Here is an 18,124-nt window from a genome sequence, read left to right as displayed (position 1 = left end):
CCGTACCCCTCAGGCGTCCGGGTAGCCCTCCGGGTTGTTCGACTGCCAGCGCCAGGTGTCGACGCACATGTCGTCGATTGTCTTGCCCGCGAACCAGTTCAGCTCCTTGTTCGCCCTCGTCGGGTCGGCGTACGACGCCGCGATGTCGCCGGCTCGACGCGGTGCGATCTCATACGGGATCGGCTTACCGCTGGCGCGTTCGAAGGCCTGCACCACCTGCAGTACCGAAACGCCCTGTCCGGTACCGAGATTCCAGGTCGACATGGGTTCGGACCCTGCGCTGATTCGTTCCAGTGCCGCGACATGCCCTGCGGCGAGGTCGTCGACGTGGATGTAGTCGCGCACGCCGGTGCCGTCGGGGGTGTCGTAGTCGTCGCCGAAGATCGAGAGCTTCTCCCGACGTCCGACGGCGACCTGTGCGACGAACGGCATCAGGTTGTTGGGGATACCGCTGGGGTCCTCGCCGATCTGTCCGCTCGGGTGGGCGCCGACCGGGTTGAAGTAGCGCAGCGCGGCGATGCGCCAGACGGGATCGCTGGCGGCGACGTCGCGCAGCACCTGCTCGATCATCACCTTGGTCCAGCCGTACGGATTGGTCGCCGACGTCGGGGAGTCCTCGGTCATCGGGAGTACCGGCTCTGCGCCGTACACCGTGGCCGACGACGAGAACACCAACCGGTGCACGTCGTGGCGTCGCATTGCGCGCAGCAGCGAGAAGGTGCTGCCCAGGTTGTTCTCGTAGTACTCGAGCGGCTTGGCCACCGACTCGCCGACCGCCTTGAACCCCGCGAAGTGGATCACGGCGTCGACGTCCTCGTGGTCGAAGAATTTCTCCGTCTTGTCGACGTCGGTGAGATCAAAGGAATGGACCGGTATGTGGACGCCGGTGAGGCCCTCGAGTCGGCCGATGACCGTCGGCTTGGCGTTGCTGAAGTCATCGACGACGACGACGTCGTGTCCTGCTTCGACGAGTCGGATCACGGTGTGTGAGCCGATGTAGCCGGCCCCTCCACTGACGAGTACACGCATGACAATCACGGTAAGCGGTCGGACTGGGATTCATCCACGCGGACCCTGTGAGCTACCCCTCGGTGAACAGTTTGCTGCGAAGCACGCTCTCGGGTTGCGGTGGTCGAGCGCGTGAGGCCGAATGTGGTGATGGAGTCGTATGAACTCGTGAGGCTGAGGGGCGACGTGCGGTGCTGACTGCCGAGGTTGCTTCGTTCGACATCGCCGCTGCCGCGGGCTGGTACTCGGCGGTGGCGGGTCTGCTCGCGGGTTTCGCGCTGCTGGCGGTACTGCTGCCACTCGACCATGACACCCGCGACGACGATGCCGAGGCTGCAGGGGCGAGCGGCGTGATCGTGTTCACCAGCGCGTTCTTCTCGCTGCTGATCCTCGCGTTCAGCTATGCGATCCTCTCGGGTCGGTCGAACGGTCCGGTGGCCGCGCATGAACAGCAGCTCAACGGTGCCGCGTTCGGCCTGGCGTCGCTGTTGCTGCTGCTCGGTCTGCGGGAGGTGCTGCGGCTTTACGGCACCAACCGGTCGATCATGCAGCCTGCGCAGAACCTCGTCGCTCGCACCACGGCATTGTGGGGGCCGATGATCGTGGTGGCGTTGCAGTTCAGCAACACCCTCGACACCGAGGCGCTGCGCGAGGGCGGCCACCTGCGATTGGAGTGGCCATTCTCCACCGGCATCCGAATCAATGTCGTGGTGTCGATTGTGGCCATCATCCTGATCGTGTTGGTGCCCCTCGTCGGGCGGAACCGGCACGTCGCTGCAACGACGACGGCGGTGATCGGCAGGGTGACCCTCGGATTCACGGTGGTCGTCACCCTGTGGTGCGCGTTGGTGGTGCCACTGCTGCCGTCGGATTTCGTGCTCGGCGCGGTGCTGGAACATGTGACGCTCGCAGTGGCTGCGGTGGCCGCCGTCGTGTACTCGTGGGCCGCTTGGATGACCCGCTGAATTGCTTGGGTAGGCGGCCGCGCCGACACGAATGCGCGGTCTGACAAGCTGTGCTCACCGGAATGTGGTCGCAAGCGAGACGAGGGATCATGGGGTCAGAGCGCACCGACGTGGAGTTCACGTCCGACGGCGTCGTCATCCGAGCCTGGCTCTATCGACCGAAGTCGGCGAATCCGCCGATCATCGTGATGGCGCACGGTCTCGGCGGCGTCAAGACAATGAGGCTCGACGCCTTCGCCGAACGTTTTGCCGACGCGGGCTACGCATGCCTTGTCTTCGACTACCGACACTTCGGTGACAGCGATGGCGAGCCGCGGCAACTGTTGTCGGTGCGCAGGCAACTCGCCGACTACGACGCCGCGATCACCTACGCGAAGTCGCTCGACGGGGTCGACGCCGCTCGGGTCGTTGTGTGGGGGTCGTCGTTCTCGGGGGGTCACGCGCTGACGTTGGCGTCGCGTCATCCCGGGCTCGCCGCGGCGATTTCGCAGTGCCCGTTCACCAGCGGTATCGCGTCCCTGACCGCACTCGACCCGATCTCGTCGGCAAAAGTCACGGCGCGCGCAATCGCCGACCTTGCGTCGAGCGCGGTTGGTCGCGACCCGGTGACGGTGGGGCTGACCGGACACGGTCACGACGCCGCGCTGATGACCGCACCGGACGCCGAATCGGGCTACCTGTCGTTGGTGCCCGACGGGGCGTCGTTCTCCGATCGTGTCACCGCGCGCACCGGTCTCGCGATTCCGCTCTACTCGCCTGCGCGGAAGGCATCGCGTATCAGCCTCCCCACATTCGTCGCGATCTGCGAGACCGACAGTGTCGCCCCATCCGGTCCGACAGTGCGTGCGGTACAAGGCAATCCGCACATCACAGCGAAGATCTACCCGTACGGACACTTCGATATCTACGTCGGTGACGCCTTCGAGGACGTGGTCGCCGACGAGGTGGCATTCTTGCGCGACGTCGTACCCGTCAACCCTCAGCGAGCGAGCGCGGCCGACGCTCACGCCGGGCGGTCACCGATCTCGAGCCCCGCCAGCGACGAAGTGCCGTCGTAGATGACGCGACCCCATTCCCGCACGGTGCAGCGCAGGGTTCCGTCGAGGAATTCGTAATCGGTGTCCACGTTGCGCCGCTCGTGAGGTATCGGCACCGGCAGCACGGGCGGTTCTCCGACACCGTGGCCGTCGAGTTCGATGGCGAATCGCACTGTGCGCGCAGTGATGTGCCAGTGCCAGGTGTTCCGGTCGAAGTGGTAGCTGGTCAGTGCGGGCGGGGTGATGCGCAGCACCCGTAAGCCGATGCGCACGACCACTCCGGTGACTTCCTGCTTCACCGGGCCGAGTTCGAGTAGCCCACCGGAGAACGCGACGCACACGTCGTCGTCGCCGAAGTCATGCGCCTCGCCCCACCACCACCGCTGCGGGAAACCGGCACCCCAGTTGCGTTCGCAGTAGAGCCGGGCGTCGTCGAACCGCCAGTCCACGCCGGGCGCGGTGACCGTTGCCGACGCCCGGCCGCCAAGACAGTAAGCGTGCCAGTACTGGTTGAGGAACGGGATCGAAGAGAACACCCCGCCGCCGCCGAACGCCTTCGGCCAGGGTCGGGTGTTGTCGACACGCAGGTCGACGGTGACGTCGTCGATGGTCAGAGTGATTCCGCCTCGATTGGCATCGAGGTAATTCCCCTGTTCCTGCGCGCGGACGGAGAACTGGCGAGGATCGGCCACCGCAGCACCGATCGCTGCCTGGCGGACGACGGCGCCGGGTTCGAGCACGATGGCCGCCGTCGACCAGTCCCCGGCGTCGTGGCGGTTGCAACTGCACAGTGCGACCACTGCGCGGCCGGTTGCCCGGTCGGTCAGCCGCCAGAACCAGCCCTCCATCTCGGTGCCGTGGGACGGCAAGGGGTCGCCGTATGGGACATCGGCACCGGTGCGGCGATAGAGCGCCACGAGTTCGCGGAGCGGCCAGTCGAGGGGGCGCATACCCGAGTGTGGCATCCGGGCGGGATCTGCATGCGAGTCCTGCGTGATGTCGCGTCGAGTCACTTCGGGCAGGTGTGCGTCGCCACGGCACCGCCCGCGAGCGTTCCGATCGGCCCGACAGTCGGCGGCGAGAGGCACTGCATCACGCCGCCGAGCGTCGGGGTGAGGGTGCGCGGGTCGAATTGGAATGTCCAACGCAGGTGGAGATCCGACGACGGCCGTCGACCGGGGTACATTCCGAACGCCTCGGGGAGCGTCGAACCGGGTCCGCGCCCGACAAAGGCATAGCGCCGAGTGCCGGGGACGCCCTGATTTGCACTGCGGAGCTTGCGTAACACCGTGAAGAAGTACGGGGCGCTGCCCGGACTGTCCTGACGGTAGATCCCCGCGAACTCGTAGACCTGGACGCCCGTGGCGAACAGTGCCTGGTAGGGCAGGTTCGCCACGTCGTTGACGATCGAAGAGTTTGTCGGTGCGGCATCGGCGTGGGTGCTTTGCGTGAACGTCACGCCGCCGGCCACCGCTACGGCGACCAGCGCCGTTGTGACACGGGTGCCGAGAAGCTTGCAGCCGGTACGGCGAGCCGAACCCATGCTGACCTCCGATGGTCGACGCCCCGACAGACCTCCCTCTCGCTCCAGAGTGTCGACGGTCGACGGGTGTGTCATCTCTCGCGACTCAATGAAACGAACCTGTTATCGGCGACAAGGGCCTAGCCGACCATTGGTGGCCTTTCGGTCACAGTGGCTCAGCCGCCGCAACGATTTCCGAGAATTGCAGCGCCGCCGGTCAGCGGTCCGATGGGGCCGGAGATGAGCTTCGGGCACGGCAGGGGGTGCGGGTCGTAGCTCAGCGGCTGCAGCGTCTGGGGGTTGACGCGGAAGTAGAAGTTGCCGAGGTTGTGCGGCTCGGGATGCAGTCGCGAGTAGAGGGCGAAGACCTCCGGCAGCTGTGTGCCGGGGCCGAGTCCGACGAACCCGTATCGCAGGCTCCCCAGCTTGCCCTCGCGTGGGTTGTGCAGCTTCCGGAGCACGGTGTAGTAGTACCGCGGGGTGATTCCGGTCGAATCGGACGTGCCGCGAACCGTCGTCGCATACTCGTAGACCTGGACGCCCGCGCCGAAGAGTGCCTGGTAGGTCAGGTCGCCGAGTTGGTCGACCTGGTGGATGCCGGGTTGCGTCGGCGCGGCGTGCGCGCTGGGTGCTGTTGCTACCGCCGCGCCGCTCGCGATGGTTGCCGCGGCGAGTGCGGCTACGACGCCGCGACGAATACGTGAAGCTGTGACCATGAGAATCTCCGATGCCGAGTGTGCTGGACGAACCTCTGTATTAGGATTCGTAGCGGCGTCGAAAATCGTTAGCCTGCGTAATTCAATGAGACGACGGCCGAGGCCTCGGTGTCGATAAATCCCATTCGGGGTGCTCAGTCACCCACCCGGCTCCAGAATTTCCCCTCAATTCCGTTGTCTCGCAGAAACTCCTCCAAATCGTCCGTGTATGTGAACCGATCCTTTATGGTCGGCAGCAGTTCGTCGTCGGATTCGAGGCCGAGTAGGTCCCGGAGCTGTGCGACCACGTCGGACGAGAACTGCTTCTTGAACTCGTACTCGTGGGCACCGAAGAATTGCTCGACGCCGCCGCCGAGGTCGTGGCCCTCGATCATGAGTCCACCGTCGTCGGTGAGCCGGACGACTCGCAGCATGGTGCCCTTGCTGTCGTGGACGTTGGTGATGACCACACTGTTCGGGGGTTGGGGTTCTGGGTTCATCTGCCGCCTTGCGGTCGAGAGGGATTCAGGATGGGACTTCGGGAGAGTGGGGCCTCGATAGGGCTTTCTCGATTCCGAGAATAGCGCTTATCGCAAGTGTGCGTAAAGTGTCCGACCGCGACGCTGGCTTGTTGAACATGAGACGACGGGTCAGTCGTCGGGGTGCCCGGCATGCCCGGGCGGCGCGCGGCGTGAGGGCTGATGTCGGCGGCTCTCCGCACAGCCACCTGATCTGTGTGCAGCCACCTTGGGCGGTGCAGAAGGTAGCTGTGCACAGATGAGGTAGCTGCGCGTCGAGTCGCGCCCAGTGCCAGCTAGTGCACGGCTCGGGCTAGTTCGACGGCTTGTCGGCCAGTCGTCGGGGTGCTGGGCATGCCCGGGCGGCGCGCGGCGTGAGGGCTGATGTCGGCGGCTCTCCGTACAGCCACCTGATCTGTGTGCAGCCACCTTGGGCGGTGCAGAAGGTAGCTGTGCGCAGATGAGGTAGCTGCGCGTCGAGTCGCGCCCAGTGCCAGCTTTTGCACGGCTCGGGCTAGTTCGACGGCTTGTCGGCCAGTCGTCGGGGTGCAGGGCATGCCCGGGCGGCGCGCGGCTGAGGGCTGATGTCGGCGGCTCTCCGTACAGCCACCTGATCTGTGTGCAGCCACCTTGGGCGGTGCAGAAGGTAGCTGTGCACGGATGAGGTAGCTGCGCGTCGGGGTGCTGGCTCTGGGACCATCTCGTGCACGGCTCCGGCCGGTTGGACCCGGGATGAAGGCGCTACTTCTCGCGTTCGCGCCGGTTTGACCGTCGGATGACCATGTCGTCGGCGACGCTGAACAGCAGAACACGCGTGTCGTCCGACAGCGCCCGCCAGCGGTGGGGGACCCCGGCGTCGATGTAGAGCGAGTCGCCGGCACGGAGTGTCTCCTCCCGTTCGCCGTCGGCGCTGCTAAGCGTGGCGTGCGCACTCCCATTGATCACGTACATGATCTCGTCGTGGGCGTGGGTGAACTCTCTGTCATCGTGTGCCGAACCGGTGAATTCCAGTCCCCGCAGCGCCTTCTTGCCCCGCACCAGTGAACGCACCTGGGCGTCCGGTTCGTCGGAAAGGGTGAGCAGTTCGTCGTCGGCCCTGGCAACGGGGTCGGCGTCGGTGTCGGCATCGGCAAGCAGGACCGTTGCCGTGGTGCCGAGGGCATCCGCGACGGTCTGCAGCGACCGGAGGCTGGTGTTGGTGCGGCCGTTCTCGAGCTGACTGAGAAACGACGCTGACAGTCCGGTCTGTTCGGACATCTGCGCCAGTGTGAGCCCCTTCTCCAGTCGAGCGGCGCGGATCACGCCGCCGAGTTGTGCGGAATCGAGGGTCTTGCCGCGTGTCAGTCCGGTGGTCACCGGTAGTCCTCTCGCCGTGGGTGCCGCTGCGCGACCCCATGTAAACGACGCTGCTCCGAACGGGAATCCAGAGTTAACGCCAGCGTGACCAGAACTCTGGCCAACTCTCCTAATGTGACTGAAGATTCAGTACTGAATATTCAGTATCAACTCTTCGGTACTGAACCTTTGGTCAGTTCGATTCTAGGAGATCCAGATGGAACAGAACACGCTCAAACGACGAGGTGTCGGCCTTATCGGCGTCGATCCTGCAGTTTCGGCGGGCGGCTACACGCTGTACGCGCCGCTGAACGGCTCGGGGCAGGTGTACTTGGTTGATGCCGAGGGCAACGAAGCTCACCGGTGGGACCTGCCCTACCGCCCGGGGCGACACGCGCGTCTGCTCGACGACGGCTCGTTGGCTTACAACGGAAGTCTCGTCGGCGCTGAATCGGGCGTCGAACCGCTCTTCGACATGTGGCGCAAGTACGGCGGGGGTTCGATGGCGCGATACGACGCGTCGGGAAACCTACTCAGCGAGCACGTCGACGCCCTGCAACACCACGATGCCAACCACCTCGACGATGGCAGCATCCTCTACGCCTCGGTCGAACCACTGACCGGCAACCGTGCGCGCGCTGTGCGCGGCGGATTCCCCGGCACCGAGGCGCTTGGTGGCGACAAGGGCGACGTCGTATACGCCGATGTCATCAACCATGTTGACGCGCAGGGGCAAATCGTATGGCAGTGGCGGGCGTTCGACCATCTCGACGTCACGAACTTCCCGCTGCAGCCGCACTATTGGCGCGAACACTGGCCACTCATCAACAGTGTTGCACCGCTCGGCGACGACAAAGTGGTGGCAAGTCTGCGCAGCGTGTCGGCGGTGATCGTCATCGACAAGGCCTCCGGAGATGTTGTCTGGCAGCTGGATTCGAGTGTTGTTGCGCAACAGCATCATGTGACGCCGCTGCCGAACGGCACTCTGCTCATCTTCGACAACGGCACCTTCCGTACCGGCGAGTCGGTCACCTATAGCCGCGTGATCGAGGTCGACCCCGAGACCAAGCAGATCCTGTGGAGCTACACGGACCCGATCCGTGAGACCTTCTTCACGCCCTATATGGGCGGGGCGCAACGACTTTGGAACGGAAACACTCTCGTCACCGAGGCGGCGTTCGGGCGGATCTTCGAGGTGACGCCCGACAAGCAAATGTGCTGGGAGTACGTCGTTCCCCACTTCTCTGCCTACGCCGATCCCGATACTGCTGCCCGCTTCCCCGCGTCGAGTAATGCGATCTTCCGCGCCTACCGCTACTCCGACGCTCAGGTCGAGTCATGGGGGCTGCTGTCGTGACCACATCTGACAAGGCTGTCGACGAGTCCAACGTAGCGGGATCACACGCGGGTCACCCGATATCCAATTCGATGGCGCTACAACAGGAAAAGACCACAGACATCCCCGTCTCGGAAACCGATACGCACCCGGTCGACACCAGGCCGCGGTGGCGCCAGCTCGTCCCGATGTCGATCCAGCACCTGCTGGTGATGATCGCGACGCCGATCTCGTCGGTGTTTCTGATCAGTGCGACGCTGGAACTCGACGCGTCGACCACCCGTGCGTTGCTGTGCGCGACGCTGCTTGCCTGCGGTGTCGGGACCCTGCTGCAGTCGATGGGATGGTTCGGGCTCGGCGCTCGACTTCCATTCGTGATGCTGCCGGGTGGCGCTGCGGTGGTGTTGTTCCTGCAGATAGCTCATACGTCGGGAGCAGCCACGGCCACCGGCGCGGTCATCATCACTGGTCTGGTGGGAATCGCGTTGTCGCCCTTCGCCGGTCGCGTGGTGCGCTTTGTTCCTCCAGTGGTGATCGCGGCGATGATCGTGGTGATCGGCATCAACCTGGTGAAGGTCTCCGGCGGACTCATCGTCGGCGCCAAGGCCACCACTGCGCCGATGTGGGCCGTCGGCTTGGCCGCGGTCACCGTGGCGTCGATCGTTGTGCTGCACAGGTTTCTTCCCGCACCGCTGAACCGGATCTCTGTGCTCGCGGGTATGGCGGTCGGCACGATGGTCAGCGCGGTGACCGGGCATCTTCATCTCGACACGGGGCATCAGGCGATTCAGGTGCCGTCGGTGTTTCCCTTCGGCACCCCGCATTTCGACATCCTCGCGACGATTCCGCTGCTGGTCTTCAGTATCGGTTCGATGGCAGAGGCGACGGGGCAGGTGGTGCTCAACGCCGACGTCGTCGGTAAACGGATCGATACCGGCGCAACGGTCGGGCGCACAATCCGCGGCGATGCGGTGACGTCGGTGTTCGCGGGGCTGTTCGGTGGGCAGACGATGCTCACCAGCGGGGAGAACATCGGCATCGTGCGTGCGACCGGCGTGCGCTCGCGGTATGTGACTGCGGGGACCGGCGTGCTCCTGGTGTTGATGGCGTTCGTGGCTCCGGTCGGCGCGATCATCAACTCGCTACCGGCGCCCGTGGTCGGTGCCACTGCGGCCTACGTGTTCGCGATGATCATCGTGACCGGGTTGAAGATGTTCACGGCGATCGACATGTCTGCTGACCGAAACTTCGTCACCGCAGTGGCAGCGCTGACAGCGGGCCTGCTGCCCGTCGTCGCACCCGGGCTGTACGGGGCGTTCCCGTCGACTCCGCGGCTGCTGCTGTCGAGCGGTGTCACCATGGCCGCCCTGGTCGGGATCGTGGTCGCCGCGCTCTACGCTCGGCGGGCGCGCGTCACGCTCAGCCGATGACCTGCTCGGTGGTGGCGTACTTCGCCTCAGCGTCGCCCTTGGCGGCCTGCCACCACGCGGCGTTGTCGCGGTACCAGTCGATCGTCGCAGACAGGCCGGAGCGGAAGTCGGTGTAGCGCGGTGACCAGCCCAGTTCGGTTCGCAGGCGCGTCGAATCGATGGCGTAGCGGCGGTCGTGGCCTGGGCGGTCGGTGACGAAGTCGAAGGCATCGCGTGGCTGTCCGGCCAGTTCCAAAATCGTTTCGACGACGGTCCGGTTGTCCACCTCGCCATCGGCGCCGATCAGGTACGTCTCGCCGATCTCGCCCTTTTCGATGATCGTCCAGACGGCGTCGTTGTGGTCGTCGACGTGAATCCAGTCGCGCACGTTGCGGCCGTCGCCGTAGAGCTTGGGCCGCACGCCGGAGAGCACGTTGGTGATCTGGCGGGGGATGAACTTCTCGACGTGCTGATACGGCCCGTAGTTGTTGGAGCAGTTGGAGATGGTCGCGGGCACCCCGAACGACCGCACCCAGGCGCGAACCAGCAGGTCACTGCCCGCTTTGGTGGAGCTGTACGGACTCGACGGGTTGTACGGCGTCGACTCGGTGAACCGCGATGGGTCGTCGAGGTCGAGGTCGCCGTAGACCTCATCGGTGCTGATGTGGTGGTACCGCACGTCGTGGCGGCGAACCCCTTCGAGCAGGGTGTATGTGCCGACGAGGTTGGTCTGCACAAAGGCCGACGGGTCGGCGAGCGAGTTGTCGTTGTGCGACTCCGCTGCGAAGTGGACGACGAGATCGGCGTCGGCGATCAAGCGGTCGGTCAGCGCGGCGTCGGCGATATCGCCCTCTACGAGGTTGATGCGATCCGCGACAGGTGCGAGCGTCGCGGGGCTTGCCGCGTAGGTGAGCTTGTCGAGGACGGTCAACTGCACGTCGGGGCGCTGTTCGAGCGTGCGGAGGACGAAATTCGCCCCGATGAACCCGGCTCCGCCGGTGACCAGGAGCTTCAACGTCGTTCCCTTCGTACGTTGTGGACCCGCGGGATGGGTCGCAGGGTGAGTGCAGCGCCATTAGAGTACCGAGCGTCCGACGAGATGTTCCGACGAGCAGTTCCGTTTAGTCTGATCTGCATGCGTGGAATCATTCTCGCCGGAGGTACCGGGTCGCGTTTGCACCCGATTACGCAGGGTGTGAGTAAGCAACTCGTCCCGGTTTACGACAAGCCGATGATCTATTACCCGCTGTCGACGCTGATGTTGGCGGGTATTCGCGACATTCTGGTGATCACGACCCCGCACGATTCGGCCGCGTTTTCCGGACTGCTGGGCGACGGAAGTCAGTTCGGTATCGACATCTCGTACGTCACGCAGCCGTCGCCGGATGGTTTGGCGCAGGCGTTTGTGTTGGGTGCCGATCACATCGGGAACGAGTCGGTGGCTCTGGTGCTCGGTGACAACATCTTCTACGGGCCGGGTCTGGGCTCGCAGCTCAAGGGGTTCGAGACGATCGACGGTGGCGCGATCTTCGCCTACTGGGTGGCCAATCCGTCGGCCTATGGTGTTGTCGATTTCGACGCGCAGGGGCGGGCGGTGTCGTTGGAGGAGAAGCCGACCTCCCCGAAGTCGAACTACGCGGTGCCGGGGCTGTACTTCTACGACAACGACGTCATCGAGATCGCGCGTGGCCTGCAGCCGAGTGCGCGAGGCGAGTACGAGATCACCGACGTCAACGCGCACTATCTCGATCAGGGCAAGCTCGCGGTGAAGGTGTTGCCGCGTGGCACTGCGTGGCTCGACACGGGGACGTTCGATTCGCTGCTGGACGCGGGCAACTTCGTGCGCACCGTCGAGCAGCGGCAGGGACTGAAAATTGCTGTGCCCGAGGAGATTGCGTGGCGGCAGGGGTATCTGTCCGACGACGAGCTGGCAACGCGTGCGGAGAAGCTGCGCAAGTCGGGCTACGGCAACTATCTGCTCGACATCCTGGCCCGCGGTAAGGGTTTCGAGTGAACACGATTCACGAAACAGAGGAGCGCGAGTGAAGATCCGTCCGTTGTCGATCGACGGCGCCTGGGAGTTCACGCCGGTGCAGCACGGCGACGCTCGCGGCCTGTTCGCCGAGGTGTTCAAGGGAGATCTGCTCGACGACGTGATCGGTCACCGACTCGACCTGGCGCAGGTCAACCTGTCGGTGTCGGCCGCGGGCGTCTTGCGGGGCGTGCACTTCGCCGACGTTCCGCCCGGCCAGGCGAAGTACGTGACGTGTCCGAAGGGTGCGATCCTCGACGTGATCGTCGACATCCGCGTCGGCTCACCGACTTTCGGCACCTACGACACCGTGCTCCTCGACGACGTCGACCGTCGTGCGGTCTACCTCTCCGAGGGGCTCGGGCATGCGTTCTGCGCACTCGAAGACGGGTCGACCGCGACGTACCTGTGCTCGACCGGCTACAACCCCGGTGCAGAACACGGGATCAATCCACTCGACCATGAGCTGGGCATCGAATGGCCGACGCTTGCCCGCGACGGCTCGCCCCTGGTCTACGAGCTCTCCGAGAAGGACACTGCGGCACCGGGTTTGACCGCCGCACGCGAATCGGGGCTGCTGCCGGACTATGCCGACGTGACCGCGTATCTGCGGTCGCTGGCCGAAGGGGCGTCGTAGACGCGCTTGTTCTGGTGAACGCGGCTGGTACACCAGGCGCGTTTGCAAGTTCGGGCGGCGTTTGGAGGCGTGCTCGGGCGGACAACACCCTCAGTCGCGCCGGTTCTCGACCTCGGCGTTCTGCAGTGCGACCGCGCGCGCGAGTCGTGCATAGCGGATCTCGAGCTCGCGAAACCTGAGATACGTTGCGACAGTGGTGAATGCGAACGCGATCACCAGGCAGTAGAGCACAAGGTCGGTGCCGCGGCCGACGCCAACCCAGCCCGCGACGGTCGTCAGATCGTTGGGGCGGAACATCGCGTAGACGCCGAAGACCACGAACGCGACGAACAGAAGCTTCACTCCCGCAGACGATCTCGCGTTGCCGCGGTTGGTGACGAAGAACCACACGAGTCCGAGAGCCGCGAGCAGAAGCAGTATCTGGATGACGATCATGGCTATCTCCTCATGCGCCCGTGCAGCAGACCGTCGGCGACGATGTTCACGCCGTTGATCAGCGACTGCCCCTTGGCGCGCGAGTAGTCGGTGTAGAGGATGGTGACCGGCTGTTCGGCGACCCGCCAGTGATGGTGGTCGATGAGCGCGACGAACTCCGACGCGTGGCTCATGCCGGCCATCAGCAGATCGAGCTGGTCGGCGACGGTCTTGTTGAACGCGCGTAGGCCGTTGTGGGCGTCGGAGAGTCCGAGTCTGCGCGTGCGCGGACTCAGGAAGACGACGGTCCGCAGCACGATCCGACGCAGCAGCGGCACCGACTCGCTCCGGCCGTCGGCGAAGCGCGTGCCGACGATGATGTCGACGGGCTCGGTGCGCAGTCGGTCGATCATCGCGACGACGTCGTCGACGCGATGCTGGCCGTCGGCGTCGAAGGTGACGAAGTACTGGGCGCCGGGCCGTGACCGCGCATATTCGACGCCGGTCTGGATCGCCGCGCCCTGCCCGAGATTGACCGGATGGCGCACGAGATGGATGCTGCCGGTCTGCGTGCGCGCGACGTCGGCTGCTGCCGATCGGATCTGAGCGACCGAGTCGTCGGAGCTGCCGTCGTCGACGCAGACGATGTTCGGGAAGGTCTTCGAGGCGTCGACCAGGACGTCTCGGATCACCTCGCCCTCGTTGTAGACGGGGATCACCAACCACACGTCGTCGTTGGTGGGGCGTTCCGTCATGGGGGTAACCCTATCGGAGCAGGTGCGGGGCACTTCGGACGTGCCCGGAAGGCGTGGGCGCGTCAACGTCTACCCTGATCGGGTGCCTATCGACGTCATGATGCCCTTCTACGGCGACGTCGAGCAGTTCAAGCAGGCGGTCACCAGCGTTCTCGAGCAGTCGGACCCCGACTTCCGGCTCGTCGTCGTCGACGATGGTTATCCGAGCGATGAGCCGCGCGAATGGCTGGCCGGCCTCGGAGACGCTCGCGTCCACTACGAGCGCAACGCACACAACCTCGGCGTGAACGGCAATTTTCGACGCTGCGTCGACCTCGTCACCGCTGATCGGTACGTCGTGATGGGCTGCGACGACGTGATGCTGCCCGGGTACCTCGCGGGTGTCCGTGCGCTAGCCGACGCACATCCCGATGCCGCGGTGATCGCGCCGGGCGTCGAGGTGATCGACGCCGACGATCGGGTGGTGCGCCCGCTCGGGGATCGGATCAAGTCGGTGCTCGCGCCGTCGTCTGCGACGGTCTTGCGCGGCGAGGCGATGGCCACCAGCCTGTATCGCGGCAACTGGACCTACTTCCCCTCGCTGCTGTGGCGCACCGATGCCGTGCGGGCGGTCGGGTTCCGGGAGGGGCTCGACGTCGTCCTCGACCTCGCGCTCCTCGTCGACCTCGCTTTCGCGGGGGAGGCGCTCGCTTACGACCCGCGCGTGCTGTTCCGCTACCGCCGCCACGACGCGTCGGTCAGCTCGGTGCAGGCGGTCGACGGTCGACGCTTTGCCGAGGAGAACGCCTTCTTCGACGGCGAGGAACAACGATGTGCTGCACGCGGATGGACCCGCGCGGCGCGGGCGGCACGGCTGCACGCGACGTCGCGGTTGCACCACGGCATGGCGCGGATTGCGGGCGCGGCGTCGACAATCCGACCCACCAACTGATTACCCCGAGAACGTGGCGAGCCGGCCCAGGTGCACGCCCGCCCCGACGAGCGGCCCGACGACCAAGGAGAGCGCGACGCGGTCGGTCACCTCGAGCGGCACGGTCAGCAGCGCGGCGCAGGCGATCGCGGCAACCCACCAGCCGGCCGCGTACCACCGGTGTGCTCCGACAGACAGCGTTGCCGCACCGGTCACGGTCAGCAGTCCCAGGGCGGTGGCACCGACCATGAACAGCGCGATGGTGCCGCCGCCGAGCGTGAAGTCGGCGCCGAAGATATGTGTGAGCAGCCAGGAGCCGATCGCCCAGGCCGCGACCGCGCCGATCGCACCGACCACGACGACCGCGGCCAGCGGCACGGCGAGTGAACGCAGCAACGCGTCGCGCGCTGCGACGAACCGGGTGATCAATACCCCTTGAAAGCTGTTGAGCGGCACCAGTAGTGGCGCCCTGGTCAGCGTGACCGCCAGGATGACGGCTCCCACGATGCGCGAATCGTCGTCGGCGCGCGCGGTGATGTTGATCAGCACCGGGAAGCCCATCACCACCACCGCCGACGCCAGCGCGGCGGCCATCGCGGTGAGAGTGTTGCCCGCGAGGCGTCGGTTGTCGACGTCGCCGGGCAGTCCGATGGCGCGTCGGGCCGTCGACGACGTCGCGAGCACGACGATCCACGACACCGACCCGACCACCGTGATCACCAGAAACGCCAGCACGCCCCAGCCGAAAGCGACCGCGATGCCCGCGCCGACCAATCGGATCAGCGCGTCGACGCTCAGCAAGACCGCGAACGGCGACCACGACAGCGACCCCGACAACGCGCCGCACAGGTGCGCGTACACCGCGAAGCTCGCGACCCCGACGGCGAGCAGCACCACCGACAGCGCACGGTACTGGTCGAAGACGTGGCCGCTCCACAGCGGCGAAGTCGCCGCGACGATGACCGCGAGCACCGCGCCGATACCGACGTTGACCACCAGCGGTCGGCTGAGGCGTGTGCGCGTCTCCGAGGCGGCGCGGATGGTGCGCGTCGTCTCCTGGAGTTGCCCGTTCTGTGCGCCGGTGACGAGTCCGTACGCAGCCCAGAAGACCGCGAAGACTGCGTATCCCGTTGCGCCGAGCTGCCGCGCGGCAAGGAGTAGAACCAGGTAGCCCGACGCCGCCGCGATGATCGTCGCGATCGTGACGCGCCCGACGGCGCTGCGTCCGCCAAAACTGCGTCCGCCAGAACTGCGCCCGCTCGCATCGTCGGATACCGCGGAGATCTCGGGATCAGGACCAGAAGTCATCGACACACCGATGTGCCGGCGTCAGGACGGTTCGGGAAACGCGGGAAGCTCCGGGGTGAAGAGCCAGGCCTGCCAGAGGTCGTTCAGCGGGGCGTCGGAATAGTTCGCGGCGAGCGCGATGAAATCCTCGGTGCTGGCGGTTCCGTAGCGGTACTTGTCGGTCCAGCGACGCAGGAGCGCGAAGAAGTTGCCGTCACCGATGCGAAGACGTAAGGCGTGCAACGTGATTGCGCCACGTTTGTAGACCCAGTCGTCGAACATCTTCCGCGGGCCGGGGTCGACGAGCGTTACCCGGACAGGGTGGGCAGCCAACTTGGCGTAGTAGTGTCGCGCCCATTCGTCGGCGCTTCGCCCGCCGGATCGTTGGCTCCACAGCCACTCGGAGTAGCAGGCGAATCCTTCGTGGAGCCAGATGTCGTGCCACTGTTCGAGTGTCACCGAATTGCCGAACCACTGATGGGCGAGTTCGTGGGCGATCAGCCTCTCGGCGTCGCGGCTGCCGTCGCAGTGATTGGCTCCGAAGGTGCTGAAACTCTGTGCCTCGATGGGGATTTCGAGCGAATCGTCGGTCACCACGACGGTGTACTTGGCAAACGGGTAGGGGCCGAACATCTCGGTGAACGCATCGACCATCTCCAACTGTTTGCCGAAGTCGACGCGGAAGTTCTCTCTTAGTCGTGACGGCAGGATCGCTTCTACCGGAACGGGTTTGGACGCCAATCGAATGTGCTCGTATGGTCCGATCTGGATCGAGGCCAGATACGTCGACATCGGTTCGATCTGCTCGTAGACCCACGTCGTCTGTGCTGCCCGTACCCGCTTCGACGCGAGTACGCCGTTCGCCAGCGCGTAGTACGGGCTGTCGGTGGTGATCGAAATGCGGTAGGGCGCCTTGGCACTCGGGTGGTCGTCGCAGGGAAACCACGACGCCGCGCCGTTCGGTTGGTTGGCACACAGCGAGCCGTCGGTCAGTTCTTCCCATCCGACAGTGCCCCAGGGGCCGCGGATGGGTCGAGGGGTGCCGCTGTAACGGATGACGATCGTCATGGCTCCGCCCGGCGGGATGGGCGAGTCGGGGGTGATGAACAGCTTGCGCTGGCGGTGGCTGTACCTGGCCCGCCTGTCGTTGACGGTGACCTTGCTGACGTTGAGCGTCGACGCCATGTCGAGGCTGAAACGTGCCAATTCCACATACGACGTCGCGGTCAGTGTCGCGGTGCCTTCGAGGCGGTTGCTGGCGACCTTGTACTCGAGGTCGAGGTCGTAGCGGGAGATGCGATAACCGAGATTGCCATTGTCTGGCAGGTAGGGGTCGACGCTGTCGGTCGGTGTACCGAGAACAGGTTGCCGTGAGTTCTTCCCCGACTTACCCGGCACGCAACGACTCCTGTCTCTGGCTCTACTGGCTCACTCTTCGGCTCTGGCTACCGTCGCACTTCCCGAGCCTGTCCGGCTTGTCGGGAGTGGGCGTTTTCGGCGTCATTTTCTCGATCAGGACGCGAGAACTCACCCTACCCGTAGCGTTGCTTCTGTGAGGCGCGTCAGGTTGTAAACGGACTAGGGTCCGGTTAAATTCATGTTCGATACGTAAGGCAACAGGGGCGAACCACGTCCCGAGAAAGGTGACAGCATGTACCCGATCCGCAGTCTCGGACTCTTCGCCGCGAGGGTGATTCTCGGCATCATCTTCATCGCGCACGGCTGGCAGAAGCTCCACACCTTCGGACTCGACGGAACCAAGGCCAGCTTCACCAAGATGGGTGCACCCTTTCCCGAGTTCTCCGCGTACTACGCGACCTGGGTCGAGTTGATCGGCGGCATCCTGCTGATCGTCGGCGTTCTCCTGCCGCTCGTCTCCGTGCTGCTGATCATCGACATGGTCGGCGCGATCTTCGTCGCACACATCGATCAGGGCTTCTGGGCATCCGACGGCGGTTACGAGTTCCCGCTCGCGCTCATCGCGGGTCTCCTGGCGGTCGGCTTCGCATCGGCGGGCGGTCTGGCCTTCGACACCCACGTGTTCCGACGACGCAATCGCGTGGCCGACTAGCGCGAATGTGGTGCGCCCCGGGCGACGCTGAGCGTCGTCCGGGGCGGTACGTACACAACTGTGACGTCAGCGCGAGGCCACGACAATAATTGTCGCCGCGCCCCGCTGACGACCGGATTGTGTACGTACCGGTCGGGCGACGCTGACGTCGTCCGGGGTTGGTGATCGCGCCAGGTGGAGCAGGCCGTGTTTC

At 65.3% G+C, this 18,124-nt stretch carries 19 protein-coding genes; 8 read left to right on the top strand and 11 right to left on the bottom strand.

Annotated elements, in window-relative coordinates:
• Positions 1-9 precede the first annotated feature (9 nt).
• Positions 10-1,029: a UDP-glucose 4-epimerase GalE gene (galE, locus tag A5785_RS08290; RefSeq protein ID WP_064865796.1), complete on the bottom strand. Its 1,020-nt coding sequence runs from the start codon at positions 1,027-1,029 to the stop codon at positions 10-12.
• A gap of 170 nt (positions 1,030-1,199) precedes the next feature.
• Here galE and A5785_RS08285 point away from each other — a divergent pair, with 170 nt between their 5' ends.
• Together A5785_RS08285 and A5785_RS08280 are read left to right on the top strand one after the other, a co-directional pair.
• Positions 1,200-1,973, top strand: a complete 774-nt coding sequence (locus tag A5785_RS08285; protein WP_064865794.1) for a hypothetical protein — start codon at positions 1,200-1,202, stop codon at positions 1,971-1,973.
• 89 nt (positions 1,974-2,062) lie between these two features.
• Entirely contained in the window at positions 2,063-3,031 is a 969-nt protein-coding gene (locus A5785_RS08280; RefSeq protein WP_064865822.1) for an alpha/beta hydrolase, read from the top strand.
• On the opposite strand, the gene A5785_RS08275 is transcribed toward A5785_RS08280, so the two are convergent.
• The 5 genes from A5785_RS08275 to A5785_RS08255 form a co-directional block, all read right to left on the bottom strand.
• A complete protein-coding gene (locus tag A5785_RS08275) occupies positions 2,977-3,975 on the bottom strand; it encodes a tocopherol cyclase family protein (RefSeq protein ID WP_064865820.1) in 999 nt (332 codons plus the stop codon). The genes A5785_RS08280 and A5785_RS08275 overlap by 55 nt on opposite strands.
• A 44-nt stretch (positions 3,976-4,019) precedes the next feature.
• Positions 4,020-4,628, bottom strand: a complete 609-nt coding sequence (locus A5785_RS08270; protein WP_231894060.1) for a hypothetical protein — start codon at positions 4,626-4,628, stop codon at positions 4,020-4,022.
• Between the two features lie 80 nt (positions 4,629-4,708).
• Positions 4,709-5,248, bottom strand: a complete 540-nt coding sequence (locus tag A5785_RS08265) for a hypothetical protein (RefSeq protein WP_064865793.1) — start codon at positions 5,246-5,248, stop codon at positions 4,709-4,711.
• 134 nt (positions 5,249-5,382) lie between these two features.
• Entirely contained in the window at positions 5,383-5,727 is a 345-nt protein-coding gene (locus A5785_RS08260) for a hypothetical protein (RefSeq protein WP_064865791.1), read from the bottom strand.
• A 759-nt stretch (positions 5,728-6,486) separates the two neighbouring features.
• The gene (locus tag A5785_RS08255; protein WP_156525550.1) at positions 6,487-7,101 is read right to left on the bottom strand and encodes a helix-turn-helix domain-containing protein; all 615 of its coding nucleotides are present in this window, start codon (positions 7,099-7,101) and stop codon (positions 6,487-6,489) included.
• 196 nt (positions 7,102-7,297) lie between these two features.
• Between A5785_RS08255 and A5785_RS08250 the strand changes: the two genes are divergently transcribed.
• Together A5785_RS08250 and A5785_RS08245 are read left to right on the top strand one after the other, a co-directional pair.
• The gene (locus A5785_RS08250) at positions 7,298-8,437 is read left to right on the top strand and encodes an aryl-sulfate sulfotransferase (RefSeq protein ID WP_064865789.1); all 1,140 of its coding nucleotides are present in this window, start codon (positions 7,298-7,300) and stop codon (positions 8,435-8,437) included.
• Positions 8,434-9,846, top strand: coding sequence for a uracil-xanthine permease family protein (locus A5785_RS08245; protein WP_197494444.1), 1,413 nt, complete (start codon positions 8,434-8,436; stop codon positions 9,844-9,846). Before A5785_RS08250 ends, A5785_RS08245 begins: the two co-directional genes overlap by 4 nt.
• On the opposite strand, the gene rfbB is transcribed toward A5785_RS08245, so the two are convergent.
• The gene (rfbB, locus tag A5785_RS08240; protein WP_064865788.1) at positions 9,836-10,840 is read right to left on the bottom strand and encodes a dTDP-glucose 4,6-dehydratase; all 1,005 of its coding nucleotides are present in this window, start codon (positions 10,838-10,840) and stop codon (positions 9,836-9,838) included. The two genes, A5785_RS08245 and rfbB, sit on opposite strands and share 11 nt — an antisense overlap.
• Before the next feature lie 120 nt (positions 10,841-10,960).
• On the opposite strand from rfbB, the gene rfbA reads away from it, so the two are divergent.
• Entirely contained in the window at positions 10,961-11,839 is an 879-nt protein-coding gene (gene rfbA, locus A5785_RS08235; RefSeq protein ID WP_049700619.1) for a glucose-1-phosphate thymidylyltransferase RfbA, read from the top strand.
• Positions 11,840-11,867: 28 nt separating this feature from the next.
• The gene (locus A5785_RS08230; protein ID WP_064865786.1) at positions 11,868-12,494 is read left to right on the top strand and encodes a dTDP-4-dehydrorhamnose 3,5-epimerase family protein; all 627 of its coding nucleotides are present in this window, start codon (positions 11,868-11,870) and stop codon (positions 12,492-12,494) included.
• Positions 12,495-12,584: 90 nt separating this feature from the next.
• Here A5785_RS08230 and A5785_RS08225 read toward each other — a convergent pair whose 3' ends face one another.
• Complete coding sequence (locus tag A5785_RS08225; protein WP_005206720.1) at positions 12,585-12,929, bottom strand: DUF2304 domain-containing protein; 345 nt, start codon at positions 12,927-12,929, stop codon at positions 12,585-12,587.
• Positions 12,930-12,931: 2 nt separating this feature from the next.
• Positions 12,932-13,663 carry a glycosyltransferase family 2 protein gene (locus A5785_RS08220; RefSeq protein ID WP_064865784.1) on the bottom strand — a complete coding sequence of 244 codons (732 nt, stop codon included), beginning with the start codon at positions 13,661-13,663 and terminating at the stop codon, positions 12,932-12,934.
• Between the two features lie 82 nt (positions 13,664-13,745).
• On the opposite strand from A5785_RS08220, the gene A5785_RS08215 reads away from it, so the two are divergent.
• A complete protein-coding gene (locus tag A5785_RS08215; protein ID WP_064865782.1) occupies positions 13,746-14,594 on the top strand; it encodes a glycosyltransferase family 2 protein in 849 nt (282 codons plus the stop codon).
• Here A5785_RS08215 and A5785_RS08210 read toward each other — a convergent pair whose 3' ends face one another.
• On the bottom strand, positions 14,595-15,881 hold the full coding sequence (locus A5785_RS08210; protein WP_064865810.1) for a lipopolysaccharide biosynthesis protein: 1,287 nt from the start codon (positions 15,879-15,881) through the stop codon (positions 14,595-14,597).
• 21 nt (positions 15,882-15,902) lie between these two features.
• Positions 15,903-17,258, bottom strand: a complete 1,356-nt coding sequence (locus A5785_RS08205) for a M1 family metallopeptidase (RefSeq protein ID WP_064865780.1) — start codon at positions 17,256-17,258, stop codon at positions 15,903-15,905.
• A gap of 253 nt (positions 17,259-17,511) precedes the next feature.
• Here A5785_RS08205 and A5785_RS08200 point away from each other — a divergent pair, with 253 nt between their 5' ends.
• On the top strand, positions 17,512-17,931 hold the full coding sequence (locus A5785_RS08200) for a DoxX family protein (RefSeq protein WP_064865778.1): 420 nt from the start codon (positions 17,512-17,514) through the stop codon (positions 17,929-17,931).
• Positions 17,932-18,124 lie beyond the last annotated feature (193 nt).

Source organism: Gordonia sp. 852002-50395_SCH5434458 (assembly GCF_001665905.1).
In the GTDB taxonomy this organism is placed as follows: domain Bacteria; phylum Actinomycetota; class Actinomycetes; order Mycobacteriales; family Mycobacteriaceae; genus Gordonia; species Gordonia jacobaea.
Note: the sequence above shows the minus strand (reverse complement) of the source record. Positions and strands in the feature narration are given on the sequence as shown.

Coding starts and splice junctions, on each gene's coding strand:
- galE (WP_064865796.1), bottom strand. CDS start 1,029: ATGCGTGTACTCGTCAGTGGAGGGGCCGGCTACATCGGCTCACACACC.
- A5785_RS08280 (WP_064865822.1), top strand. CDS start 2,063: ATGGGGTCAGAGCGCACCGACGTGGAGTTCACGTCCGACGGCGTCGTC.
- A5785_RS08275 (WP_064865820.1), bottom strand. CDS start 3,975: ATGCCACACTCGGGTATGCGCCCCCTCGACTGGCCGCTCCGCGAACTC.
- A5785_RS08270 (WP_231894060.1), bottom strand. CDS start 4,628: ATGACACACCCGTCGACCGTCGACACTCTGGAGCGAGAGGGAGGTCTG.
- A5785_RS08265 (WP_064865793.1), bottom strand. CDS start 5,248: ATGGTCACAGCTTCACGTATTCGTCGCGGCGTCGTAGCCGCACTCGCC.
- A5785_RS08260 (WP_064865791.1), bottom strand. CDS start 5,727: ATGAACCCAGAACCCCAACCCCCGAACAGTGTGGTCATCACCAACGTC.
- A5785_RS08250 (WP_064865789.1), top strand. CDS start 7,298: ATGGAACAGAACACGCTCAAACGACGAGGTGTCGGCCTTATCGGCGTC.
- rfbA (WP_049700619.1), top strand. CDS start 10,961: ATGCGTGGAATCATTCTCGCCGGAGGTACCGGGTCGCGTTTGCACCCG.
- A5785_RS08225 (WP_005206720.1), bottom strand. CDS start 12,929: ATGATCGTCATCCAGATACTGCTTCTGCTCGCGGCTCTCGGACTCGTG.
- A5785_RS08220 (WP_064865784.1), bottom strand. CDS start 13,663: ATGACGGAACGCCCCACCAACGACGACGTGTGGTTGGTGATCCCCGTC.
- A5785_RS08210 (WP_064865810.1), bottom strand. CDS start 15,881: ATGACTTCTGGTCCTGATCCCGAGATCTCCGCGGTATCCGACGATGCG.
- A5785_RS08200 (WP_064865778.1), top strand. CDS start 17,512: ATGTACCCGATCCGCAGTCTCGGACTCTTCGCCGCGAGGGTGATTCTC.